Genomic DNA, 24,385 nt, shown 5'->3' on the forward strand with positions numbered 1-24,385 from the left:
ATGACCATGCAAGCGCCCCAGATCACGGGAAACAAACTGAAGAGCTTTTACGAGGCCGAGCTGTCGGCCCTGCGTACCGAAGCGGCCGCCTTCGCCACCAACCACCCGGCGGTAGCCGGTTCACTTGGGCTGGGCCGCCAGCGAGGGCCGTCCACCGACGCCCAGGTCGAAATGCTGATCCAGTCGTTCGCCTTCCTCACCGGGCGCTTGCAATACCAGCTGGAACAGGACCAGGCGGCCTTGCCGAATTCCTTGCTCAGTTTGCTTTACCCCCACCTGGAGGCGCCGCTGCCATCCATGCTGATAGCCCAGATCAGTGTCAAGCCGGACGGCGCCAATTTCGCCAAGGAGCAATTGCTGCAGCGTGGCCGCTATGTCAAGGCCGGTGCGTCGGACGAGCAAGGCCGCAAGGTCGATTGTCGCTTGCGCACCTGCTACGAGACGCCGCTGCTGCCCTTGCACGTGGCCGAAGTGCAGGCGATGCCGGCGTCGGCCTATTCTTTCCTGCGCGGCGATGGCGCGGTCCATGCGGTGATCCGGGTGCGCGTGCGCGCGGACCGGGCCGGCGCCCTGCAGGGCGCGGGACCGGCGCGTCTGCGCTTCTATATCGACAACACCGAGCAGCACGCCTATCAATTGTTCGAGGCGCTGGCGCTGAACCTGGCCGGCCTGGCCGTCTACTTTCCTCGGCCGGGCGACGGCGCGTCCTACGATGGCGCGGCCCAACTCCACCTGAAAGGGGGCGAGTCCCTGCGATGGCTGGGCATGGGCGACGATGAAGCGATGCTCGAACCGAGCCCGCATACCCATCCCGGCTACCGGCTGTTGCAGGAGTACTTCCTGTTTCCCGAAAAATTCCTGTTCTTCGACGTCGCCAACCTGTCCTTCAACTGCACCCAGGACAGCTTCGACTTGCTGTTCCTGCTGGACATGCCGATGCAGAAGACGACCCTGTTCACGCCGCAGGTGCTGCGTCTCAATTGCGTGCCACTGGTAAATCTGTTCGTTCAACGGATCGACCCGGTCGCACTCGACCACCGCCACTACGAGTATCACCTGCTTGGCGATCTGGACAACCACAGGCACTGCGAAATCTACGCCCTCAAGTCGCTCGAGTCCATCCGGCCGGACGGCAGCGTGCGCCCGATCGCCCCCTATTTCACCATGGACGAAGTCGACGCGATGGAGCAGCAGGATTACTTCTACATCCTGCGCCGGGAGGCCAGCATGGGCGCGGGCATGGCTGGCAGCGAGCTGTTCGTGTCGTTCCTGGACAGCCGCTTCGACCTGACCCAGCTCGACGACGAAACGGTGGGCGGGCGCGCCTTGTGCACCAACCGCCGCCTGCCGGAAAAGCTGATGAGCGGCGATGTCTTGCAGCTCGAAGGCGCCGGCCCGGTCGACACGATACGGGTGTTGACCAGGCCCACACCCCACCAGAGCCCGGCCCAGGTGGGCGCCCGGCCATGGGCGCTGGTGTCGCAGCTGGCGCTCAATCATTTGTCGCTGTCGGACCGTCCCGAGGCGCTGTGCGCGCTCAAGGAAATCCTGCTGCTGCACACCGGCGCGGACAAGCGGCGCAGCCTCAAGCAAATCGACGGCATCGTCCGCATGGGATGCCGCCAGATCATGCGCCATGTCGGCAGCGACGGCTGGCGCGGCTTCGTGCGTTGCATACAAGTCGATCTGGAAATGGATCGCAACCACTTCACGGACGCAAGCCCGGTACTGTTTCACAAGGTGCTGCGCCACTTTCTGACCCTCTACGCGGCGGTCAACACCGTGGTCGAAGTCTCTCTCGAAACGCAAGATATCAAAGGAAACAGAAAACAATGGCAACCCATGAGCGGCGCACGCCCCATCCTCTGATCGATACCATTGCTGAGCATTACGGCAGCTTCAACGTGTTCCAGTTGCTGCGCTTGCTCCAATGGCAGCGCCGCAGCGCACTGCCGGAGCGCCAACTGCGCTTTCGCGCCGCATTGTCGGGCGCCTTTCCAGGCCGCGAAGTGAGCGGCATGCGCTGGCGCAGGGCCGCGCCGGGGAGCGCCGCGGCCGACATCGTCGACATTGCCACGCCCAACTATTGCGTGGCCAGCGCGCTGGGGCCCTTGCCCGAACCGTATCTCGACTGGATGCGCGATTTGCGGCGCATGCGCGAACACGCCATGCCTGATTTCCTCGACCTGTTCAATCAGCGCCTCCACGTGCTGCGCCACGCGCTCAAGGCGCGCCAGACGATCGGCTTGAACCACCAGCATCCGAAAGACACGCCGCAGGCGTTCTACCTGGCCTCGCTCATTGGCATGGGCCAGGCGGCGCTGGTGCAACAACTGCCGGTGCCGGAACGGGCCTGGCTGGGCATCGCCGGCCTGTTAGCGAACAGGCGCCGCAACGCCACCACGGTCGGCCACGTGCTGGGCTTGTTCCTGGGCGTGCCGGCCGCGGTCGAACAACTGGCGGGCGCCTGGCAGCACATCGAGGCGGAAGACCGGATCGCGCTGGGCCAGCGCAACCATCGGCTCGGTGTGCATAGCCCGCTTGGCGCGCGCGTATGGGACCAGGCGGCGCGCATCCGGGTGCGCATCGCGCCGCTGCCGTATGAGCGATTTTGCAGCCTGTTGCCGGCCGACGGCGCGCACCCGCCCGGCGCCGCGTTTGAACCCTTCGCCGCCTTGCTCGGCCTGCTGCTCGACGGCGCCTGCGATTGCCAGGTGCAACTGCGCCTGCGCGCCGACGGCATGGCGCGTTCGTCCTTGCGCACCGGCGCCGGCGAGCGCGGTTTGCGCCTGGGCCGCACGGCATGGCTGAGCACTGCCCCGGCCCCAGCCGGGGACAGCGCCAAGGACAGCTGCGTCCACTATGTGGTGCGCGCATTCGAGCACGGCCAGGCACGGGGGGCGGCATGACGCTCCTGGCGAGCCCTGTCGGGCGCACCCGCATCGAGGCGATCGAGCCGGCCCCGGCCTTGTTTCTTCACTGCGCATTTTTCCTCACCGGAAGCCGCTTGCTCAGTGATGAAACATTTCGCCTTGTAAATTTTCAAGGACAGGAAAGCGCCTCCGAACCGTTCGAATTTCAGCTCGAGCTGCACGCCAACAGCGCGTCGTGGAAAGGAACGCCGCTCGTCATCGACGAGGTGATCGGACGCCCGGTGACGGTCGGCATCGCGTATCCCGAGTGCGATCCCGAGTCGGCCCCGTCGCGTACGAGCTACACGAACGCACAACTGCAAGCGCGTTTCCAGCGCGCAGTGCGAGGCGCGGGCTGCGGCAAGGAATTGTCGCTATTTAACGGCATCGTCACCGCGTTTTCGATTGATATCCCCGGCGTCTATCGCGCGACGATGAAACCGGCACTGTGGAAGCTCACGCTGGCGAACCACTACCGCGTCTTTCGCCAAAGAAATGTGCGCGACACGATCGCCGACCTGCTCGATCGATACCGGATCGCTTATTCGATGGACGCGATTTCGGGCCAGGACAATCCCGCGATCGCGCGCATCCAGGATTGGCTGCAAGCCGGGGAAACAGACTTCGATTTCCTGCGCCGCCTGATGGGAAAAGCCCATCTCTATTACTACATCGTTCACAGCGGAAATGCGCACAAGTTGGTATTTGCCAACCGTCCTGCCTATCCGCCCGTCCTGCCCGGCAATACGCCGCTGCGCTATGCCTGCACGGGTGAAGACGAGCTGGGAATGGCGCAAGCGGACGTGGTGTATCAATACAATTACCAGCAGTCGCTCGTCCCGTCCTGCGTGCGCGGCATTTTTACACGTCAGGAAGCGGCCTGGGAGGACGATGCCGTGGCCCGCTTCCAATCGTTCGTGGCCCAGGATAGGCCCGAGGACGGCGAGCGCCCGTTCAATCAATACAAGATCTACCAGTACGGCTGCAGCACCGAGGAAGTGCGCTTCCATACCGATAAGACCAGCTTGGCCATGCAGAGTTCGGCAATCCAGCTGTCCGGCTCCAGCTACTGCGCCCACTTTCGTGCGGGGCACCAGTTCGGCCTGGTCGACGACGCCAGCGTCGAGCGCGGCCGCGATGGACCGATTCGTCCATCCTTGAAAGAACGGCGCTTCGTGCTGACCATGGTCAAACACCAGGCCAGCGCCGACGGCGCTTACCAAAACGACTTCCAGGCCACCGACGCGCAAGGCCTGATCGCCGCCTTCTCCGTCCAGGAAACGCAGCTGGGCAACGTGCTGGCCAAGGTGGTCGCCCACAGCGCCGTCGCTTCCGAGGATTGGCGCTTCTACACGACCGGCATGTTCGATCCCGAAACGTCGACCTTGAGCGACACGGAAAGCGCCAGCGCCAGCTTGCGCGCCATGGGTGTGCTGGTGCGCTTTTCAACCGACCCCGAGGATGCGGAACCGGTCTGGATCAAGCTCGCGCCGCACATGCAGGTCGTGCCCGAAGTGGGCACCACGGTCAATATCGTGCGCTCGCAAGACGAGTCGGAACTGCCGGAAGTGCAAAGCATTGTGCAAAGCAACGGCAGCATGGTGGTCATGCCGTCCGGGTGGACCGCCAATACCCACGTCGGCAGCAACTACTCGACCAGTTACGGCGACGGCAAGAGCATCCGCTTCGGCAAAACCTCGTCGGCCAACCTCGACAATGCGGTGGGCATCGTGTGCGGCCCCTACGACACTGGCCTGTACAGCAACACCAGTTATGCGCAGGGCGCCAGCTACAGCTTCTCGGCGGCCGTGTCGAGGGCCGGTACCGCCGCTTGCCTGCCCGACGTCTACGGGCCCTACGGCGGCCAGGGCCAGGGCGATCTGCTGAGCGCGTCCGAAGCGTTCGGCTCCACCTTCCACCGCCAGGAGGCGACGGTGACGTCAAGCGTGTCCACGGTCGGCACCGCCTATAGCAAGTCGACGGTGGATCTGAGCGACAACCACTCGGTGACGACCACGCAAAATCACACTTCCTCGGTTGAAACGAGCAACAGCACGTCGTCGATCGAGAACAACAACAGCAGCTCGACCGTCGGCGCGAGCGACACCAGCGAAAAGATCGGCCGCCAGAACAGCGAACAGACGATAGGCGAGAGCAAGTCAAGCACGTCGACCGGCAAGCAGAACCATAGCGCGACGGTCGGCGTGAGCCAGCACCTGTCGCTCAACGGCGTCGCCGATGCCATCCAACTGACGGGCGCGAGCAACTCCGTCTCGCTGACCGGCATGGCCAATTCGGCCAGCGCCATTGGCACGCGCATGAACGCCGAGGCGGTCGGGATGAGCGTCAACGCCTCCATGACCGGGGTGCACCTGAACGAATCGCTGGTCGGGATCAGCAACAACGCAGCGCTGACCGGCCTGGCCAGCGACGAGAGCATCACCGGCGCGAGCGACCGTCTCAGCGCCACCGGCATCAGCGCAAGCATCAACTGCGTCGGGATCAAGAGTGACATCGACTGTACCGACGCTGGTACCCACATATCGCTCAAGGGAATCGACCTGGTCATCCAGGCGGTCATGAATGGCGTGCACCTCGACATCGGCCCGGAAGTGGTGCGCAACAAGGTGTCCGGGCCGGAAATCCACATGCCCATCATCTTGCTGATCATGTGAGGCCGCAATGAAAATCGTCAAACCCCTCACCCTGGGCGTGCTGCATCGCCCCTATCGCCACCGCGGCGCGCATCGCTTCGTGATCGCCGCACTGGGATTTTTCCGGCTGGGCGCGGATCACCCGCGTTTCCTGACAGAGAACCTGCAGTGGCCCAAGGTCATGCAAAGCCTGCCGAGCGGCCGTCCGCTCGACGACATCATGCCCAAGCAGCGCGCCGAGGCGCTCCTTGCCGGCCAAGCCTTCGCCCCGGCGGGCAAGGCGCTGGGGCAGATGCACGTGCGCCTGCGCGTCGGCCAGATCGACAAAAGCTTGCGCGTGTGGGGCGAGCGGCAATGGCGCTACGGCTTACTCCCGCGCTATGCGGTATCGCAGCCGCAACCTTTCCTGTCCATGCCGCTGGTATACGAGCGCGCTTACGGCGGGGCCCACTACCCGGCCAATCCGACCGGCCGCGGCCCGTCCGCCGCGTGGTTCGCGGGGCTGCGCGGGCGCACCAGTGGCCCGATGCACAATCTCGATTATCCGCAGTCTTGCGTGCTCAGCCGCGCCAAACCGGCCCGCCCGGCCGGCTTCGGCGCCATCGACCTCGGATGGGCGCCGCGCAAGGACAAGCACGGCAGCTTCGACCAGCGCTGGCTCAGGGAAGACGCGCCGGGTCTGGCGCGCGACATCGACTGGTCGATCTTCAATGTCGCTCCCGCCGACCAGTGGCAGGACGGCTATTTCAGTGGCGGCGAAGCGTACCGCCTCGAAGGCCTGCATCCGGCGCTGCCGGTGATCGAAGGCCGCTTGCCGCGCTCGCAAGCGCGCGCCTTCGTCGTGCGCGACGGACAAAGCGCCGCCCAGGCCGAGGAAGTACCCCTCAACTTCGACACCGTGTGGTTCTTTCCGGAGCATGAACTCGGTTGCGTTCTGTTCCACGGCCAGACCACGATCGGCGACAGCGACGCGCTCGACATCGACGCCCTGATGATCGCCTACGAGCACGCGGGCCAGCCGAAATCGGTCGAGCACTATCGCCATGTCTTGGCGTTGCGGCTCGATCCGCGCGAAGGGTCGCTGCACGCGTTTAACGAATCGCAGTTGGCGCCCGAACATACGCCCGTCCATCTGGCCGAGCGCAGCGCGCGCAAGCTGGTCGAACAGGCGGCGCACACCGCGCGCCAGCAAGCCGTGCTCGACGAGATGAGTGCCGATCACTGGGCCCGGTCCGGCACGGCCGCGCCGGCAGGCTACCAGGCGCCGCGCGCTGGCGCGTCGGCGCTGGACGGTATTTCCTTGCAAGACATCCGCGACGGCGACTTCGACCTGTGCCAATTGATGGAGCAGGCGCGCGGGGCGGGCGCCCAAGCCAAGGCAAGAGGGGCGGCGGCGCTGGCCGCCCTGCGCGAGCAGCAAGCGGCGCTGCCACCGGCCGCGCCGCCAGATACCGCCGCGACCCAGGCCGGGGCTTTCGACCGGGCCAGCGTGGTGGCCGGCGACCTGCTGCCCGCGGGGACCGCAGGCGGCGCCATGCTCGAGCCGCAACTCGCCGCACTGCTGGGCACGCTGAGCAGCGCCGCAACGCCCGAGCAGACGGCGCAGTTGCGCAAGGCCCTCGCCAGCCTGCCGGCGCTGCGCCGGCGCGGGCGGAACGCCGCCATCACGCCCGCCTTCCCCGCCGTGCCGCTGGCGCCGGAGCAAGCGGCCTGGCTCGGCGAACAGATCCGGCAATGGCAGCAGGGCGGCGCCTTCCTGGCCGGCCGCGACTTGGCCGGTGCCGACCTGCGCGGCGCCGATTTCAACGGTGCCGACCTGCGCGAAGTGCTGCTCGAACAAGCCGACCTGCGCGAAGCGACCTTCGTCGGCGCCAACCTGAGCGGTGCGGTGCTGGCCGGCGCCAGAATCGACGGCGCCGACTTTTCCGGCGCCCGGCTGGACAAGGCCAATTTGTGCCACAGCCACGGGACGGGCGCGCGTTTCGCCCGCGCCGACCTGAGCCACGCGCGCGCGATCGGCGCCGTCTGGCCGCGGGCCGACCTGAGCGAGGCGATCCTGGCCGACCTGATCGCGCTCAATATCGACCTGAGCGGGGCGCTGCTCGACCGCGCCCAATTACTGCGCTGCGCCCTGCTCAACGCCAAGGCGCCCGCCAGCAGCTGGAACGGTGCCCACCTCGACAAAGTCGTCGCGTTCAATGCCGACCTGGCGGCCGCTGATTTCAGCGGCGCAACCCTGGTCAAGGCGGTGCTGCTCGACGCACAGCTGTGCGCCAGCGTATGGCGCAGGGCGCGCCTGAACGGCATCTACGGCGGGGGCAAGGCCGACTGGAGCGGCGCCGACCTGAGCGGAGCGCGGGCCGACGCCTGCGGCTGGCACGGCGCCAATCTGCGCGGCGCCAGCCTCACAGGCGGGCAATTCCTGCGCTGCGACTTCGGCCAGTGCGACATGCGCGATACCGATCTCAGGGGCGCTCTGTTGGCGCGCTCGCTCTTCATGCGCACCAGCTTGCGCAATGCCAAAGCCAACGGTGCCGATTTTTTTCAGGCGCTATGCCGCAAAGCCGACTTCAGCTGCGCCGACCTGCGTCACGCCAGCCTGGTGCAGGCCGAGTGCGGCGGCGCGACGTTCGAGCACGCCTGCCTGCAAGGCTTGCACCTGGAACGCCACCGGAGCCTCGCATCATGACCACCAGCGCGACCAGCGCCGCCAGCTGGATCGAGATCAACAAATGCCTGCGCCTCAAGCGCCCCATCCACGCGCGCGACTTGAGCGCGCTCGACCTGCGCACGAGCATGCTGGGCGAGGCGGTTTTCCATCGCTGCCGGCTGGCCGGCGCCCGTTTCGACGGTAGCGACCTGCGCCGGGCCAAGTTCATCGAGTGCGACCTGGAAGGCGCCGATTTCGGCCAAGCCATGCTCGACAAGAACATGTTCGTCAAATGCGCCATGCGCCGCGCGCGCTTTCCCGCCAGCGTGGACGGGGCGGCGCTCGATGGCGTGCATTGCGTCGAATCGGACCTCGCCGGCAGCAGCTGGGCCGCCGGGTTTCTACGCCTGTGCACGTTTACCCGCTGCGACCTGTCCGGCGCCGCATTCGCACTGGCCCGCTTCGAACGGGTGGCGCTGACCGAATGCGGGCTGGAGGCGGCCGACCTGTCGCACTGCACGCTCGACCAGAGCGTCATGTACACGGTGGACTTGCGCACGGTGCGTATGGACGGCTTGAACGCCGATTCCACCGTGCTGATCGGGGCCGACATGCGCGGCAAGGCGCTGGCCGGCGTGCGGATGGTGCGCTGCCTGCTGCAAGACGCCGATTTCAGCGGCGCCGACCTGTCCGGCGCCGACCTGACCGAATCGAACTGCCATCGGGCGCGCTTCGCCGCCACCCGCATGGCCGGTCTGCGCGCGCCGCGCGGCCTGTTCCTCGAGGCCAGTTTCGAGCATGCCGACCTGACCGGGGCCGTGCTCGAAGGCGCCGTATTCCAACAAGCGGCCGCTGCGCACACCCGCTTCGACCGCGCCGATTTGCGCAAGAGCGTCTGGGACGCGAGCCGCCTGGCCGGCGTGTCGTTCGCCGGCGCCGACATGCGCCATAGCCGCTTCGACCACGCGCGCGGCGACGGCATCGATTTCGACCACGCCAGACTCGACGGTGCGCGCTTTCACGACGCCCGCCTGCACCACACCAGTTACCGGGGCGCCAGCCGGCGCTATCTCGTCGCCACCGACGGCGCCTTGCTCGCCGCCCAAGCGCGCACCTTGTCCGCCACCGCATTCCCAGGAGAAAATTAAATGCACATCGATAAAGATGCGACCGCCGTCGCCCTCGCCACCCAACCGTCCTGGGCCGAAACCCAGGTGGTGGTCGAACTGTCCTCGGGCCAGTACCTGACCGACGACGGACGCCTCGCCTCGCAGGCCAGTTCGTGCGTGATCCGGCCCGCCGTCGGCGACTGCGTGCTGGTCGCCACCGGCAAGGACGGGGTCAACTACATCGTCCACCTGCTGCGCCGCAGCGCCGACGCGGTCGCCTGCTTGTCCGTGCCGGGCACCGACCGCCTGGTGATCGAGCAGGCCAACGTCGCGCTGCACGCCAGCGCGAGCATTGCACTGCGCTCGCTGTGCGATGTCGACGTGTGCGCGGCCACCGGGGTGTTATCGCTCAACGCGCGCAATCTATTTTCCAACGTCGACGAATCGCTGGTCGAAAACCTGGGCAACTATATAGGCCGCGTGGGGCAGTACCTGCTCGACGCCAGCGAGTTACTGCGCCTGCATGGCCGGCACGCCAGCATCACGGCGGAGCAGGATGTCAAAGTTGATGCCGAGCGCATCAGCATGGGCTGACCATGTTTGCCAACAATAGCCTCGGCGTGCTCAATTTCGCCTTTCCGGACGTGGCCCTGGTGCCGGCGGCGCCGAAGCCGGTGCCGACCCCGTTTCCGAACCAGGCCTTCTCGAGCGCGCACATTCCCTCGGTGCTCAATGTGATCTTCGGCGGCGGCTTGGCCGAGAACCTGCTCACCACCGGCACCGTCAGCAGCGGCGACGAAGCAGGCGTGCTGCTGGGCGTGATCTCGAAAGAAGGTGCCGGACCGGACCGCCCCTTCGTGGGCAGCTTCAAGATCCTGATCGGGGCGATGTTCGCCACCCGGATGACGACCATCACCGGCCAGAACGGGATGGTGGCCAACGCGGTCGGCGTGTCCCTGACGCCAGGCCAGGTCCGTGTCATCTTGCTCAGTTAAGGAAACCGCATCGATGAAACCCGCCTCGCACCGCAACACCCTGGCCGCCATCGGCGTGGCGCTCGTGCTGGCCGCCTGCGGCGCGCCGACCACCAGGCTGGCGGGTATCAATATCGCCGCCGCGAGCGACGCCAACGCCAACAGCGCCACCGCGCTCGACATCGTGTTCGTATACCACAGCGACGCGGCGGCGCTGTTGCCCAGGACGGGACCCGGATGGTTCGACAAGAAAGCCGCGCTGATGGCCGGGCTCGCGAGCGGCATCGACGTGGTCTCGCTCGAACTGCCGCCAGGCGCGCTACTGGCGGCGCCGCTGCCGCCGCGCTACGGCAAGGCCATCGCCGTCTACAGCTATGCCAATTACATTCCGCTCAAGGGTCAAGCAATGGGCAACCTGACGCCCTTGAAGCGCATCACGATCAGGCTCATGGCCGAGACCATCGTCTACGAGGGCAAGTAAGGCGCCCGCTCAAAGAAAGCACGCATGAACGACATCCTCCAGCTGCCCGATCCGGTGCAATGGTCCGAAGGCATGTTGCTGTCACCGCAGCACTTGCAGCAAAACGATATTTATTGGCACCGCCAGCTCGGCCACCGGCTCGGCTGCGTCACGCCGCACTACTGGGGCGTGCAAACGCTGCGCCTTGGCAGCGCCAATCCGGTGGCCGGCATCGTGGCGATCGACGCGCTCGAATGCGTGCTTGCCGACGGCACCGTGGTGCAATTTCCCGGCAATTACGCCGGCCACCGCTTGCAGGCGGACGTCAGCACCGTGTGCAAGAAGCCGGGCGACAAGGCCTGGATCTGGCTGATCGTCAATGCCCGCAGCGACGCGGCCGCCAACGGCCTGAATCAACGGCGCCGCTTCGACTCCCTCATGCCCATCAATATACGGGACGAAAACACCGGCGATGGCGACGTGCCGGTCGGGCGCCTGCAGTTGCGCATCAGCCTGGCAGCCTCTGAGGTCAGCGACACGCCGCCCCAGACCGACTGCGCCTATCCGCTGCTGCAGGTGGAAACCGATTCCCAGCACCATGTGCACTTTTCGGCCTACCATCCGCCCATGTTGCAACTGGCCGCGTCCGCCTTTCAGCGCACCGTCAGCCTGCAGCAGCAATGCCGCGACATCGTGCAAGCCCTGTGGGACAAGATCCGCGAGCTGGCCGGCGAGCGCCACGGCGACATGCCCGACGAGCACGCCCAGGCCAACGTCGAGAACGAACGCCATCTGGCCATCGCGCGCGGCCTGGCCAGCGTGTTGCCGGCGCTCGACATCGCCTGCGCCGCCGACGACACCCATCCAGGCCGGCTCTACGACGTCTTCGCGCACGCCGTCGGCCAGGTGGCCGGCATCGGTTCGGACCCGGTGCCCCTGAAAATGGCGCCCTACGATCACGCCAACTGCATGCCGCAATTCCAGGCGGTGCTGCGCTACGTCGACGCCAAGCTGGCACTGGTCAATGCGCGCTACTATTTCCTGCCCTTCGCCCGCCTGCCCGAGCGCGACGGCTATGCCGGATTCGCACGCCGCTTGCCCGACGAGGCCGGCGACGAAGTGCTGGTCGAGCTCAAGCGCGGCGACGACCAGTCCGAACAGGCGCTGGCCGATTGGATCGGCGACGCCCATATCATCGCCGAGAGCATGCGCGAGGACGCCAGGATGCGGCGCATGCGCGGCGCGGCGCGCGTCTTGTTGACGGCGCAGGAACTGAAGGAGCGCGGCCTGCGCCCGGGTGCCACGGTCATGCGCATTAGCAATCTGCGTATCGAGGTGAGCAACAAGGGCGAACAAGACGTGATCCAGCCTGGCCAGTCCTTGCTGATCCTGTCGACCTCGGGCCTGGCCGCGCCGGTGTCGCTGGCGCTGATCGCGCAACGACAAGCCAGGCGCGCCGACCGGCCGACGATGGATGCACACCATGCCGACTGAGCCAACCGCCGCCTTGTTCTTGCTCGGTCACTTCTCCGAATTCTACGAAGAGGTGGCATCGATCAAGCAAAGTTTTCTCGACGGTACCTTGCTCAGTTCGCTGGCCTTGGGCGACGAGGCGCCGCCCAGCCATCCGTCCGATGTGGCCGCGCGCGTGGCCGGCGGCCTGCTGGCCATTCTGGCGCGCCAGTCGCGCCAAGTGCAAAGCCATGCCTCGGCCATGGAGGCCCAGGCCTACGCCTGCGCGCAGTACGCGATGGCGGCGCTGGCCGATGAGATTTTCGTGCTCGAACTGGCGTGGAACGCGCGCGACGCCTGGCTCGACACGCTGCTTGAGAGCCGCCTGTTTGGCTCACGCTGCGCCGGCCAGCAGTTGTTCGACCAGATCGACCATGTGCTGGCCAACCGCGAGCGCAGCACCTTGCAAAGCGATCTGGCGGCGGTCTACCTGTTGACCTTGCAGCTTGGTTTTCGCGGCATCCATCGCGGCCCGTCCGGCGCGCAGCTGGTGCAAAGCTACCGCGAACAGTTGTTCCGCCTCGTCAATGGCGCGCGCGCCGGCGCGGAAAACGACCTGGCCTGCCCGCAAGCCTATCAGCATGTATTGGTCGGCAAGACCGACGCCCGCCTGGCCCCGCTCGCGCCCTGGATTGCCATGGCGCGCCTGGGCACGATCGGCTACGCCGTCCTGTCGAGCGCGGGCTGGATCGCGCTGGTGTGGCCGTACGCCAAGTATTTCTTCAACTGAGACAGGAGAGCTGGTGGATCCGTTATATATCGCCATCATCGTCGCCGCCGTGCTGGTCGGCTTGCTTGCCGCGCGGATGGTCTGGACGGCAAGCAAGGCCAAGCCGCCGGCGGCCTGCTGCGACCACACCCCCGGCGCCGATGTCGCCCAGGTTCCCGCCGAAGCGCGCGCGCCGTGGCGCGAGCGCCTGCGCGACACCTTCGACTATCTGCGCGCGCGGCGCGAATGGCGCTACCAGACACCGTGGGTCATGCTGCTGGGCGAGCGCGGCGCCGGCAAATCGAGCCTGACCGCCTCGGTGCGCGCCGAGCATCGCCAACTGCCCGACCCGCGCCAGAGCGAACTGGCTGACGCCTTGGGGCACGAGCATGTGCGCTTTTGCTTTTTGCGCCAGGGCGTATTGATCGATGTCGACGGCCAGCTGCCCAACGCCACGCCCGATTTCAAGCGCCAGCGGGGCGAGGCGACGAAGTGGCGGCGTCTGCTCGACAAGATCGATGCCATGCGGCCCGAACGGGCCCTCGACGCCTTGATGGTGGTGGTCTCGGCCGCCACCCTGGCAGGCGCCGCGGCCGAACAGCGGCGCCTGCTGGCCGAAAACGTCTACCGCCAGCTGACGACGGTGCACGACCGCTTCGATTTTGCGCTGCCGGTGTACGTGGTGGTGACCGGGGCCGACGCCATTCCCGGGTTTGCCGCTTTCTGGCGCACCCAGCCGAACAGCCGGCCCGGCATGTTCGGCTGGTCGCTGCCGGCCCAGGCGGCCAGTGAAACGCCCGCGCAATGGGTCGACCAAGTGTTCGACGGCTTGGGCGAGCGCCTCAAGGCCTTGCAGATCGCGGCGGCGGCCAGCCAGGACTACATCGCCGACGCCGACCGCTTTTTCCTGTTTCCGCGCCACTTCCTGGCCTTGCGCGCGCCGATGAAGCATTGGTTGTCGGTGGTGTTCCTGGCCGACGCGTGGCGTGCCGGCTTCCTGTGTCGCGGCGTCTATTTCACAGGCTGCCTCGACGCCGACGCGGGGCGGCCCGGGGAACTGTGCGAAGCGGTGCACTTCGTCGACGACCTGCTCACCAAGAAAGTGTTGGCCGAGCCGCACCTGGCCCGCCCGACGCGCGACGGTATCTGGTCGCGCAACAAACTCATTCGCACGCTGCAACGGGCAGGCCTGGTCCTGTCGGTGGGCGGACTGGTCTGGCTCGGCTACGGGGCCTGGCAACTGCACCGGCAAATCGCGACCCTGAGCTACGCCGAAGAGCTGGTGCGCCAAACCAGCGCGACGCCCGAACCGGGCCAGAGCTGCATGGACAGGGCGCGGGTATTCGATTTGGCCGAACGGGTCGCCCGCATCGGCGGCGATCTGCGCTACCTGTCCATGCCCTTGTCCTACATGGTGCCCAAAGCGGGCGCCATCAGTTCGAGCTTGATCGCCAACCATGCTCTGGAAGTAGTGATCTTGCCGGCCATCGCCTGCCGCCTCGGCCTCAAGGCCAAGCAGCTGGTGGCTGTCAATTCGCGCCTGTCGGCCGGTGATCCCGCGGCCGTCAAGGTCAAGGCCGGCCCGCAGACCTTGGAACAGGCGCAACTTACGCTACTGACCCAGTTGACGAATATACACGCGCTCGAGACCAACTTGCTGCGTTTAAAGAATATTTCAACCTCACAGTCGGTCAAGGGGGCGGACCGACTACAGGAACAATTCATCGGATTGCTCGAATACAGCTACGAAGCGAACGCCCCGTCGAGCCTGCGCGATGCCGGCAGCGCGCTGTCCAATGCGCTGGCCATCGTCGGCTACAGCGATAGCCCGCCGCTGCCGCCGGAAATGCACGAGTTCCTGGAAAGGCAGCTCGGCGAACTCGACGCGGCACTATGGAAGACGCTCGAGCGCGAAACCGCAGCCGGCCAAGGGTTGCTGGCCGAGCTGGAGAAGACCGAAGCCCCGGCGGCCGACAGCATCCGCCGCTTCGCCGCCTGGCTCGTCTGGGTGAAGGATGCGTGGTACGGATCGACCCCGACCCGCAACCCCTGCGAGACCATCCGGCTCGCGCTGAACGACCATGTGAGCGCACTGATCCGCGATCACCACTACTCGTCCAAACTGTCGGCCATCCCAGGCCACTTCAGTGCCGCCGCATGCTACCGGCCGTTGATCAACAAGTTGACGGCGCTGCGCGTGGCGCCCAACGACACGATCTTCTTTCTCGAAAAAGACGTGCTCAAAGTCGAGCCGGCCCTGGTGCCCGAACTGCAAGGCATGGCTTCCCTGGTCGAGCTCGAGTTCATGCAAGCGCCCGACTCGCCCACCTTCTATTGCCAGCCGGGGCTGGGCGGATGGCGCCCCGAGAAACTGGTCCAGGCCTCCAATTACATACGCGAATACCAAGCCTTCGCGCGCAACCGGGGATTGCCGGGGGGCGGTGCCGGGCGCGCCCGCCAGCCCCTGTACGACAAGCTCGCGCGGCGTCAGTTGATGTCCGTGCTGAACCAGTCGATGCGCGACGCGCAATTGGCCAGCCAGTCGGCCTCGCCGTTGCAGCGCGCCAGCTTGAGCCTGGACGCGAGTGCCCTGCCGGACCAGATGCTGAGCCAGGAGAGCGCGGACTTTGCCAAGGCGGTCGACCCGATGCTGGGCATGCTGCGCACATTCGCCCAGGCCGGTTTCGCCGACGATATCAAGCCGATCGAACTGTGCGCGCGCGACTACGCAGCGAGCAACCTCGGGCGCATTGAGCAGCTCGTTGGCAGCACGCGCCTGTACCGGCCCGACGCTGATGGCAGCGCCGCCCCCTTCTTCAACCTGGGGCCACTTCCGGTAACCAAGGACTACCTGGCGCGCCAGGTCGCGCGCACCGGGGTGCTGACCGGCTACGCCGCGCCGTTCCTGGCGCTGCTGCAAAACACCGAGCCGCACAACGACGCCCAGCGCCCCAGGGGGCAAACGGCAGACTACTGGAACAACAGCATCGCCGAACTGCACCGTTACACCCGCGCCCAGGAACAGAACGGCCAGGTGGGCCACCTGCATGACTTGTTCCTCAAGACCCTGGCCGGCATGGATGCGGCCGGATGCGGCAAGACGCTGGCGGCCTACCGGCCAGCCGAGCCCGGCAACGATCTGTTCAGCGAGCACCGCCAGCAGCTCGAAGCACGGGCGCGCTGGCACTGCGATGACCGCGGCCACGCGCGTGGCTATGAGATGGTCGAGGCGCTCGCCGCGCGCTTCAGGCGCGAACTGCAGGGCCGCTACCCGTTCGCCGCACTGGACGCAGCGGACGCGCAGCCGGCCACGGTCAGGCGCTTCTTTGCCGATTACGCGCAAGAGCGCGGCGCGCTGCACCAGATGCTCGACGGCCTGAGCGGAGCCCAGTGGCGCGACACGCGCCACTTCGTCGGCGAGCTCGACGCGGCATCCGATTTCTTCAATGCCACCTTGGGCGCGGGGGACGGCGGCCAGGCGGTCAAGCTCGACATCACCTTCCGCGCCCTGCCCGCCTCCTCGGCGGGCAGCGAAGAAATCGTCAACTGGAGTTTGGCCAGCGGCGCCAGGACGATCAGCTACCCGAACCGGCTCGGCCCGTTCGAATGGTCCATCGGACAGCCGATCGTGCTCGACCTGAACTGGGCCAACCTCTCGCGCTGGCGGCCGATCGACGAGCGCGAGCAACGCGACCTGCACACCGAGGGCGGCACGGCATCGTTTTCGGCCAGCGGCGAATGGGCCTTGCTGCGGATGATAGAACGGCACCGCGCGCGCGCCACGCCGTCCGCCGGGGGCGCTCTGGAGCCGGGCCGCCTGTTCCTCGAGTTCGGCATCCCGGTCGCCGCCGTCAACGCCGGCGCCGGTACGACGCCGACCGGGCGCGCCCGGGTCTACCTGTCGCTGACGATGTCGGGCATCGATGCCAAGACGCAGGCGCCCGTACCAGTGCGCCTTCCGGCGTCCTTCCCTCGCCACGCACCGCCGTTTCCCTCCAACTCGCAGCAAACCGCCAGGAGCAGCCATGGATAGCACCTTCGTAATGAGCCCGTCCGATTATTTCCTCGACCAGTTCGGCATTTCCTTCGCCGCCCTGGTCGCCCCCATCGACGCGGCCATGCCGTCGGGCAGATCGGTGCGCGGCAAGGACATCTACAACACCATCGAGCAGGCGCGCCGCCAGGACGATCCCAGCCTGCCGATGGGCACCTGGGAACACGACCTCAAGCGCGCCGACTGGGACAAGGTGGCCAATGTGGCGGTCGATGCGCTGGCGCACCAGAGCAAGGACTTGCAGATCGCCGTGTGGCTGCTCGAAGCGCAGATCAACAAGGCGGGCTTCGCCGGCATCGCGCCGTGCATGCTGCTGATGCAGACGCTGTGCGAGCGCTTCTGGGACGACATCCACCCGCAAGCCGAGGATGGCGACATGGAGTACCGCGCCAACATCATCCGCTGGGCCGACAAGAAGCTGTTGGCCGCGCTGCGGCTGGCCGACATGAGCACGTGCGCTCGCGAGCGCGAATATTGCTGGGCTGATTGGGAACTGGCGCGCAGGAATGACCAGGTGCGCGCGGCACCTGACAAACGCAAGACCGCGCCCGAAGGCGTCAGCGCCGCCGAGGTGCTGGCGGCGATGACGGCCACGCCGACCGAGGCGCATGTGCGGCGCTACCGCGTGTTGGCCGATGCGCTCGAAGCGATCGCCGCGCTGCTCGAGGCGCTCGACGAACGCTTTGGCCGCGAGGCGCCGAGCCTGATCGAGCTGTCCGAATTGCTCGAACAGATACAGAGCTTCATCGGCGCCGAGTTGCACAAACGGGGATTGCGCGTGAATATCCCGCTCGCCCTGCCCGAGTTGCCGGAGGTGGGGCCGGCGCTCCTCGGGTGCGCGCCGGCCGATGCCGAGCCGGTGGTGGCCGAGCGCCCGATCCGCGACCGGGCCGAGGCCTACGCCAGGCTGGCGCTGATCGGCGACTTCCTGATGCAATTGGAGCCGCACAGCCCGGTGCCCTATCTGGTGCAGCGGGCGACCAGTTGGGGCCAGATGAACACGGCCCAGTTGTACCAGGAACTGTTTCTCGATCTGGGCGGGCAGTTGAATATTTTCGAGATGCTAGGCCTCGACCCCAAAGGGGAACAAGCGCGTTCCTGAGAGCGTTCCAGTGACCACAGCAATTCACATGAGAGGAATATACGATGAACGGCATTCGGCAAAAGCTCAGAAAGTGGCGCGACGAGCGTACCGGCGCGGCCTTTCGCACCAACCCGTCCGTTTTTCTACCAGAGCACACGGTCAACAGCTTCTGGCAGGAAACGCAAGGGATACCTGTGAGGGATCGCGCATGTTTGCCATGATAGCCAACAACGAAGCCGCCTGTTTTCCTATGCCGTCCGATACAGGCCCAGCGCCGTTGCCGCGCATTTGGGACGAACTGGCCGCATGCGACTGGCGGCCGTCCGCACTGGCCCGGCGTCTGCCGGGTCTGGTACGGCAGGCCGGGACGCTTGCGCCGCGTGACCGCATGGACTGGTTAAGCCGTTTGCACGACGTGTGGAATCGATATGGATGGGCGCTCGGACTTTCCGCCCGCGCGGCCTTGCTCGAACTGGCCGCTGCATGGTCAGCATGGCCGCTGGCGGTCGCCGTAGGCGAGTCGCTCCACCGCGAACATCGACTGGACGGGGCTGGCACCAAATACTTGATCGACGCTTGCACCAGTCTTGGCGATACCGATTTCGCGATCCATATTGCCGTTTCGATGCAGCTGGCGTACCCGGCGCAGCGCGTTTATGCGCAAATCCATCGCGATCTGATCGCCTGGCGCGACTGGCGCGACGCCCCCGCGCAATTGGCCGGCGCGGCCCTGGAAGACAAGAACCTGATATTGGAGCCGCTGGGCCACCACCATGTCGCCTCCTTTGCCTGGCAATACGACGACCCCGCGATCGCCGAACTGTGCTGCTTGCCGCGGTTCGAGGACGACGCCAGTTGGCACCGTTGGCTCGAGAGCATCTACGCGTGCGGCGACCAACGGATATTTGCGGTGATGCACCGCGAATGGGGATGCATCGGTTGCGTCAGCCTCATCTTGCACTGCAGGATAGGCTTCTTTTTTTACTGGATCGGCCCCGACTTCCAGGGCGCCGGCTTCGGCCCGCGCGCAGCCTCGCTGATGCTGGAAGGCGCGCGCCAGTTTTTTGATATGCGCTGCTGTTATGCCAAAGTGTATGACTTTAACTCCCCGTCGCTGAAAGCCCTTGCAAGAATCGGTTTCGATGATCTTGGCATTTGCGGGGCCCCCCCCGACAACGATCAGGTGTTTTATCGCTTGGGTGAGCCGCAGTCGCGCGAGCGCACGGTGCATGATCTGCATGACCTCATGGATTACATGGGGTCGGATATACGCATAGCAATGCCACTTATGTCCCCATAGGCGCCTTCGAGTCGTATTGATTGAAATTATTGTTAGACATTTAAAAGGAGTCTGATAATGTCATCCTCATCAAGCAGCAAGAGAGCGCAAAAGGTGTTCAGTGGAACATTCTCTACGCATCACTCCCAGTCGGAGCCGCAGAAACTTCGCCGCGAAGGCAGTTTTTACGAGCACATCATTGCAACGCAGGCAGGCGAGGAAGTTGGCTATTTGAAGCTGGAGCACTCAGGAACAACAAGAGTCACTACCATAACCACCATGCAAAACTCGAAGCCCGACGAGATAAGCGGCACGGGAACTGCGCTGTTTAAGCGTGCCGAGCAAACCGCGCGAGCAGCCAAGGCAACCCAGTTACAGACCTCACTGACGGCCAAGGACGCCCGTGGCTTCTATACCAAAATGGGCATGGCGCCGGATCCCAACTTGGTCCAGAGATTTAAAAAAACATACGAAGACGCAGGTATGAAATTTAGCGATGCGCAAATCCAGGAAAAGGTGCCGACCTGGGTAAAGAACTTAGCCGGCCCCACATCTCACCTTTCAAGCTCGTCCGACATTGAAATGATGCCGCTCAGAACCCGAGCCCAGGGAAGCACAACTGCATCGCCGGGAGGCGCCGTTTCAAGTACACACTTCCCGCTGTCAGGTTCCCGGACACTTCCCTCGACGAGTACACCGAGCGGTGGGACATTTAGCTCCAGCAGCGCATCGACGCCTCCAATCAATTCAACGACGCCCAGCACTGGGGCCTCAAGGAGGAGCCTCTCGCCACAACCGGCAAGTAAACCGACAAGCGGCACACCCAAGTAGTGCAGAAATATCGATTCATTTCATGGAAACGGCCAACAATACAGGCTGCGGTACCATATCGCATTTGCGCGTCCCCGCTATCGAGGCCATGAATATACGGCGCCCAAGATTCTAATGAACGCAAGGGCGCATCCTGTTGGAGACCCGGGCCATTGCGCTGGGGGGATTGGACTATTCCAGCGAAAGGAAGGCAGTGGCCAGAATCTACCAAAGCGCGACGATGGGCGACGCCGATGTGCTCGTCGCCATCGTCGACGCGCAGGGCATGGCGGACTTGCTCGTGCACCGCGTGAGCAGCTGGGGTCTCGCCCATGGCGACGCACGCTGGTTCATCACGCGCGACAGGCAGGATGCTACTGCGGTTGTGCACTTCACCAGTCCGGGATTCGCGCAAGTGAACGTCTGCTTCGTCGCGAGCTACGGCGAAGCCGGCTGGCAAACCGATAGCAAATTTCGCGGACGATTCGGCTAGGCATGTGCGCCATAGCCGCACCCGGCGAAGCCGCCGAAACTGTCTGCGTACGCCTAAGCGTTCGGCTTGGGCGGCGCCGGCAGCAAGATCAAGGGCGTTGGTTCCGTGAAGCCCAGCTCGCGCGCGAGCGGCACCCGCGCCGCCCTGGCTTCATCCGCGCTGGCATAAGGCCCTGCCGCCACGACAGTCCAACGCTTGCCGGCCTGGTCGACGATATCGAGCGTTGCCGTCGGCAACTTCAATGTCTTGATCCGCGCAGCAAGCTCCTTGGCCTGCTCGGGATTCGCGAACTGCCCGAGTTGCAAGCCGAAACGCGCATGATCCGGCAATGGCGACGCGATCAGCAGAGCTTCCGAAGCAATGGGATCGGCCTGCACCGCCTCGGGCGGCGCGGTGGCCGCCGCAGCGGGCGGCGTCGCTGCGGCGCTTGCCGGGCCCACACCCAGCCCAGTGAGCGCAGTCAATTCGCTCTTCGCGCGTGCCGCGCCGTCTTGTATCGACGTTCGAAACGATGGCGGCGCCAGCAAACCGGCGACAAACATCAGCGCACCAAACAAGGCCAGCGTGAACAAGAATCCGAATTTCGCCATCGTAAAACCTCCATGGTGCCTGCTGTCCGTGCGCGCTGATCATACCCCGTTTCGCGTACTTCCGGATAGAACACGGCGCCTGCTTGGGAGACCAGATGCCAACGCGCGAAAAAGTGGAAGATACCCTCAACATTGCCAAAACCCTTGACCTGCTGGACGAGGGCGCCGCCGCCGAGATGCTGGCCGCCTGGTCCCGGTCGACATCGCATTCGGTCCCCTGGTCATCGACGGCGAAACCAGCGGCTGCGATTTGCGGCCGAGCGCCCCCTCACTCGGCCCGGCCCCGCCAGCCTGCGGAACACGCTGCGCCAAGCCGTCATTGAGCGGCAAATCCTTATTTCACAAACGGAAAAACTGTTTCACCAAAAGTGCAAGCTTGTGTTGTAATCAAGTGTTTTTTATAAATGTAAATACTTAACAATTACATGGAGACACCTTGAACAAACCTCAGCACACTATCTTGCCGTCCCGCCTGTCCAGGCGGGGACCCTGCGCCCTCGCCTGCATGCTTGCCTTCACCGTCGTCCTGAGCGCCTGCGGCGGTGGCGGAGACGGCGGAGGCGGTAAAGATACGATCGGCAACAATCAGGACAACAAGGTCCGCGTGTCCGCCAATCCAACGGATAACTGGACGCTCGTTCCAGCGGCTGAGGTCGGTATGGATGGTGCCTTGCTGGCCGCTGGCGTCGCCTCGCTGTCCGATGCCAGCACCCATGGCATGTCCAGCATGCTGGTGACGCGCCGCGGCAAGCCTGTGCTGGAACAATACTGGAACGGTTACGACAAGGACACCCTGCACGACCTGCGCTCGGCGACCAAGAGCATCACCTCCCTGCTGATGGGCGTGGCGATCGACCAGCGCCTGGTCGGCGGCGTGGGCGATACCCTGAGCAGCTACCTGAACCCGCTGTATCCGAACGCGCCAGCCTACCGCCTGGGCCTGAAGCTGGAAGACATGCTGACCATGCGCAGCGGCCTCGACTGCGACGACTGGACCCGCAGCTCGCCGGGCAACGAAGAAAACATGTACCAGCAGACCGACTGGGTCAAGTTCTACGTCAACCTGCAGGCGCCCAACGCACCCGGCCGTGTGACGCGCTACTGCACCGGCAATCCCATGGCGCTGGGGCGCGTGATCGCCGTGGCCAGCAAGAAGCCGATTCCGGCGTTTGCCAAGGAATTCCTGTTCGGCCCGCTGAACATCCAGAGCGCCAGGTGGGCCGAGTTCGATAACCGGAACCAGACCGATACTGGCGGCCACATCCACATGCGCCCGCGCGACATGGTCAAGCTGGGCCAACTGGCCTTGCAAAAGGGGCAATGGAATGGAAAACAGCTGGTCTCGGCGGCATGGATGGCGGAATCGACGCGCCAGCATACGCAATTCACCTCGCTGCCCAACCGCAACGGGTATGGCTATTTCTGGTGGCGCAGCGTCGAAACCGTGAAAGACGTCCCCTACGACGTCATTTTCGCCGACGGCAATGGCGGCCAGTACATCATGATCGTCCCCGCGCTCGATATCGTCGCCGTATTTACGGGAGAAAACTACAATTTGAAGAAGGCGGAATTTTCATTCAGCGTGCTTAATCGCTACATCCTGCCGGCAGTGAAATAAGCTGGCAAACGCGGAGCGGGCGCCCTGGCGGCCGCTCCGCGGTCGCTGGAAAAGTAGCGCATTGCCTGCCAAAACACCGAGTACACGATGAATGACATCACGCTGTCCGCAACACCCCTGCTGGAGATCAGCATCTATAACGGTGGCCACGACGAGCTTGCCCGTGAAATTTCCGAGCGTTTTCAGAACGGGCGTGCGCAGGAAGTGGTCGACTTCATCGCCGAATGCGATGTTTACACATTGGGGATCGTGGGATTTGCCCGACGCGCATCCTGCGTCTGGCGGCAAGACGCCAGCATGTGGCGCACGTTCGCGCGCTTGACGGGAAAGCGTGGCGTCTTGTGGGGCGGGGCTGACGACTTCATCTATCGCGACGCCGCTTTTTCCGAGGAAATACATGCGATGGGCCGGCAGTGCATTGCCAGCGCCGGAGCGGATCCGCTTGCGCTCGCGGCGGCGCGCGAATTCATGCTGAGCTGCGTCACATCGCGCCTCTCCTATCCGGGCATTGCGCGCGACGAGGTACTGGCCCTGATCGAGGCCCATCTGGCATTGCGCCGGGAGGCGGGGATCGAGGATGATGCCAATGGGCAATCGAGCCTGGGGCCCCTGCTTGAGTGCCTGAGCGACCCGGCCGATCTGATCGCCGTGGCGGGCAAGACAGAACATTTCTTCCGCCAAGCCGTGTGGGCTTACGGGCAAGGCAGCAAGCAGTACAGCGCGCGCCAGCGCTGGCTGCCGTGGCATGACTTCTTTCGCCAGCACCCGGGCTACCTGGACCGCCATCACGAGCGGGTGGCCGATCCGGCATTGATCATGCGGCGCTGGCCTCACGTCACCCCGGCACTGCGTTGGAAAATGACGCAGACCCTGCTGTCGGCGATGCCGTACAGCGCCGGCGACGACCAGGACTATTTCTTCGACGCCATCGATTGCATCATCCGCCACGACCAAGCCAGCTTCGCCGGGAATTTACGCAAACGAACTGTACGTCTCGACGGCGGGCTGGCCAGCCTGATATGGCGGGAACAGTATCCGCAATTGCTGCCTGAGCTGTTCCCGCTGATCATGTGCGCACGCCATTCCCTCGACACGCTCAGCGCACCCCTGAACTTCATCCTTGCCAGCGAGCCGGCACTTTTGCTGACCGGAAGGGATGACAGCCTGCCGCGCGCCATCGCCGTCCTGAACACCGAGGTCTTGCGTGGCGTCTTGCCAGCACTGGCCACGCTGATCGGCAACGGTGCGTCGGCGGCGCTGCGCGCGGCCGTGGTCGAGGCAGCGAAAAAGCTCGAGCCGGCCGACATTGCCGACGCCGGCTGGCTGGGGTCCGGCGACGAGAACCTGCGCGCTGCATGCCGGGAAATTCTGCTGGCCCATCCGGACCAGGCCGGTGCTTCGGCCCTGCTGTCCAGGTACTGAAACCCACGGGCGGAACGCCACGCCCATCAAAAAAGAAATATTTACAATAAAATCA

Annotated in this window: 18 protein-coding genes; 17 read left to right on the plus strand and 1 reads right to left on the minus strand. The window is 65.1% G+C overall.

Annotation, left to right across the window (positions count from 1 at the left end):
- Window positions 1-6 precede the first annotated feature (6 nt).
- The 15 genes from tssF (at window position 7) to RBA41_RS02075 (ending at window position 20,700) form a co-directional block, all read left to right on the plus strand.
- On the plus strand, window positions 7-1,869 hold the full coding sequence (gene tssF, locus RBA41_RS02005; RefSeq protein ID WP_306620477.1) for a type VI secretion system baseplate subunit TssF: 1,863 nt from the start codon (window positions 7-9) through the stop codon (window positions 1,867-1,869).
- Window positions 1,833-2,909, plus strand: coding sequence for a type VI secretion system baseplate subunit TssG (tssG, locus tag RBA41_RS02010; protein ID WP_306620479.1), 1,077 nt, complete (start codon window positions 1,833-1,835; stop codon window positions 2,907-2,909). Before tssF ends, tssG begins: the two co-directional genes overlap by 37 nt.
- Entirely contained in the window at window positions 2,906-5,587 is a 2,682-nt protein-coding gene (locus RBA41_RS02015) for a contractile injection system protein, VgrG/Pvc8 family (protein WP_306620481.1), read from the plus strand. Before tssG ends, RBA41_RS02015 begins: the two co-directional genes overlap by 4 nt.
- A 7-nt stretch (window positions 5,588-5,594) precedes the next feature.
- Entirely contained in the window at window positions 5,595-8,255 is a 2,661-nt protein-coding gene (locus tag RBA41_RS02020) for a DUF2169 family type VI secretion system accessory protein (RefSeq protein WP_306620483.1), read from the plus strand.
- Window positions 8,252-9,364, plus strand: a complete 1,113-nt coding sequence (locus RBA41_RS02025; RefSeq protein ID WP_306620485.1) for a pentapeptide repeat-containing protein — start codon at window positions 8,252-8,254, stop codon at window positions 9,362-9,364. Before RBA41_RS02020 ends, RBA41_RS02025 begins: the two co-directional genes overlap by 4 nt.
- Window positions 9,365-9,919 (plus strand): DUF3540 domain-containing protein, encoded by a 555-nt coding sequence (locus RBA41_RS02030; RefSeq protein ID WP_306620487.1) that lies wholly within the window; start codon window positions 9,365-9,367, stop codon window positions 9,917-9,919.
- A 2-nt stretch (window positions 9,920-9,921) separates the two neighbouring features.
- Window positions 9,922-10,320 (plus strand): DUF4150 domain-containing protein, encoded by a 399-nt coding sequence (locus RBA41_RS02035; protein WP_306620489.1) that lies wholly within the window; start codon window positions 9,922-9,924, stop codon window positions 10,318-10,320.
- Window positions 10,321-10,333: 13 nt separating this feature from the next.
- Window positions 10,334-10,780 carry a hypothetical protein gene (locus RBA41_RS02040; RefSeq protein ID WP_306620491.1) on the plus strand — a complete coding sequence of 149 codons (447 nt, stop codon included), beginning with the start codon at window positions 10,334-10,336 and terminating at the stop codon, window positions 10,778-10,780.
- A gap of 24 nt (window positions 10,781-10,804) precedes the next feature.
- On the plus strand, window positions 10,805-12,253 hold the full coding sequence (gene tssK / locus RBA41_RS02045) for a type VI secretion system baseplate subunit TssK (RefSeq protein WP_306620493.1): 1,449 nt from the start codon (window positions 10,805-10,807) through the stop codon (window positions 12,251-12,253).
- Entirely contained in the window at window positions 12,243-13,001 is a 759-nt protein-coding gene (locus RBA41_RS02050; protein ID WP_306620496.1) for a DotU family type IV/VI secretion system protein, read from the plus strand. The genes tssK and RBA41_RS02050 overlap by 11 nt, the downstream gene beginning before the upstream one ends.
- 13 nt (window positions 13,002-13,014) lie before the next feature.
- Window positions 13,015-17,013 (plus strand): type VI secretion system protein, encoded by a 3,999-nt coding sequence (locus RBA41_RS02055; RefSeq protein WP_306620498.1) that lies wholly within the window; start codon window positions 13,015-13,017, stop codon window positions 17,011-17,013.
- Window positions 17,006-18,136: a type VI secretion system protein TssA gene (gene tssA, locus RBA41_RS02060; RefSeq protein WP_306620500.1), complete on the plus strand. Its 1,131-nt coding sequence runs from the start codon at window positions 17,006-17,008 to the stop codon at window positions 18,134-18,136. The genes RBA41_RS02055 and tssA overlap by 8 nt, the downstream gene beginning before the upstream one ends.
- A gap of 190 nt (window positions 18,137-18,326) precedes the next feature.
- A complete protein-coding gene (locus RBA41_RS02065; RefSeq protein ID WP_306620502.1) occupies window positions 18,327-19,418 on the plus strand; it encodes a GNAT family N-acetyltransferase in 1,092 nt (363 codons plus the stop codon).
- 57 nt (window positions 19,419-19,475) lie between these two features.
- Entirely contained in the window at window positions 19,476-20,228 is a 753-nt protein-coding gene (locus tag RBA41_RS02070; protein ID WP_306620504.1) for a GNAT family N-acetyltransferase, read from the plus strand.
- A gap of 193 nt (window positions 20,229-20,421) precedes the next feature.
- Window positions 20,422-20,700: a 7(1) septoil knot domain-containing protein gene (locus RBA41_RS02075; protein ID WP_306620506.1), complete on the plus strand. Its 279-nt coding sequence runs from the start codon at window positions 20,422-20,424 to the stop codon at window positions 20,698-20,700.
- A 53-nt stretch (window positions 20,701-20,753) separates the two neighbouring features.
- Here the strand turns inward: RBA41_RS02075 and RBA41_RS02080 are convergent, their stop codons facing one another.
- Complete coding sequence (locus RBA41_RS02080) at window positions 20,754-21,290, minus strand: SPOR domain-containing protein (RefSeq protein WP_306620509.1); 537 nt, start codon at window positions 21,288-21,290, stop codon at window positions 20,754-20,756.
- Between the two features lie 436 nt (window positions 21,291-21,726).
- On the opposite strand from RBA41_RS02080, the gene RBA41_RS02085 reads away from it, so the two are divergent.
- The gene (locus RBA41_RS02085; RefSeq protein ID WP_306620511.1) at window positions 21,727-22,908 is read left to right on the plus strand and encodes a serine hydrolase domain-containing protein; all 1,182 of its coding nucleotides are present in this window, start codon (window positions 21,727-21,729) and stop codon (window positions 22,906-22,908) included.
- Between the two features lie 87 nt (window positions 22,909-22,995).
- On the plus strand, window positions 22,996-24,330 hold the full coding sequence (locus tag RBA41_RS02090; RefSeq protein WP_306620513.1) for a hypothetical protein: 1,335 nt from the start codon (window positions 22,996-22,998) through the stop codon (window positions 24,328-24,330).
- The last annotated feature ends 55 nt before the right edge of the window (window positions 24,331-24,385 follow it).

This window comes from Massilia scottii, assembly GCF_030846495.1.
In the GTDB taxonomy this organism is placed as follows: Bacteria; Pseudomonadota; Gammaproteobacteria; order Burkholderiales; family Burkholderiaceae_D; genus Telluria_A; species Telluria_A violaceinigra.

Bases quoted from the DNA above. Each gene is read 5' to 3' on its own strand.
- tssF (WP_306620477.1), top strand. From the start codon at position 7: ATGCAAGCGCCCCAGATCACGGGAAACAAACTGAAGAGCTTTTACGAG.
- tssG (WP_306620479.1), top strand. From the start codon at position 1,833: ATGGCAACCCATGAGCGGCGCACGCCCCATCCTCTGATCGATACCATT.
- RBA41_RS02015 (WP_306620481.1), top strand. From the start codon at position 2,906: ATGACGCTCCTGGCGAGCCCTGTCGGGCGCACCCGCATCGAGGCGATC.
- RBA41_RS02020 (WP_306620483.1), top strand. From the start codon at position 5,595: ATGAAAATCGTCAAACCCCTCACCCTGGGCGTGCTGCATCGCCCCTAT.
- RBA41_RS02025 (WP_306620485.1), top strand. From the start codon at position 8,252: ATGACCACCAGCGCGACCAGCGCCGCCAGCTGGATCGAGATCAACAAA.
- RBA41_RS02030 (WP_306620487.1), top strand. From the start codon at position 9,365: ATGCACATCGATAAAGATGCGACCGCCGTCGCCCTCGCCACCCAACCG.
- RBA41_RS02035 (WP_306620489.1), top strand. From the start codon at position 9,922: ATGTTTGCCAACAATAGCCTCGGCGTGCTCAATTTCGCCTTTCCGGAC.
- RBA41_RS02040 (WP_306620491.1), top strand. From the start codon at position 10,334: ATGAAACCCGCCTCGCACCGCAACACCCTGGCCGCCATCGGCGTGGCG.
- tssK (WP_306620493.1), top strand. From the start codon at position 10,805: ATGAACGACATCCTCCAGCTGCCCGATCCGGTGCAATGGTCCGAAGGC.
- RBA41_RS02050 (WP_306620496.1), top strand. From the start codon at position 12,243: ATGCCGACTGAGCCAACCGCCGCCTTGTTCTTGCTCGGTCACTTCTCC.
- tssA (WP_306620500.1), top strand. From the start codon at position 17,006: ATGGATAGCACCTTCGTAATGAGCCCGTCCGATTATTTCCTCGACCAG.
- RBA41_RS02065 (WP_306620502.1), top strand. From the start codon at position 18,327: ATGTTTGCCATGATAGCCAACAACGAAGCCGCCTGTTTTCCTATGCCG.
- RBA41_RS02070 (WP_306620504.1), top strand. From the start codon at position 19,476: ATGTCATCCTCATCAAGCAGCAAGAGAGCGCAAAAGGTGTTCAGTGGA.
- RBA41_RS02080 (WP_306620509.1), bottom strand. From the start codon at position 21,290: ATGGCGAAATTCGGATTCTTGTTCACGCTGGCCTTGTTTGGTGCGCTG.
- RBA41_RS02090 (WP_306620513.1), top strand. From the start codon at position 22,996: ATGAATGACATCACGCTGTCCGCAACACCCCTGCTGGAGATCAGCATC.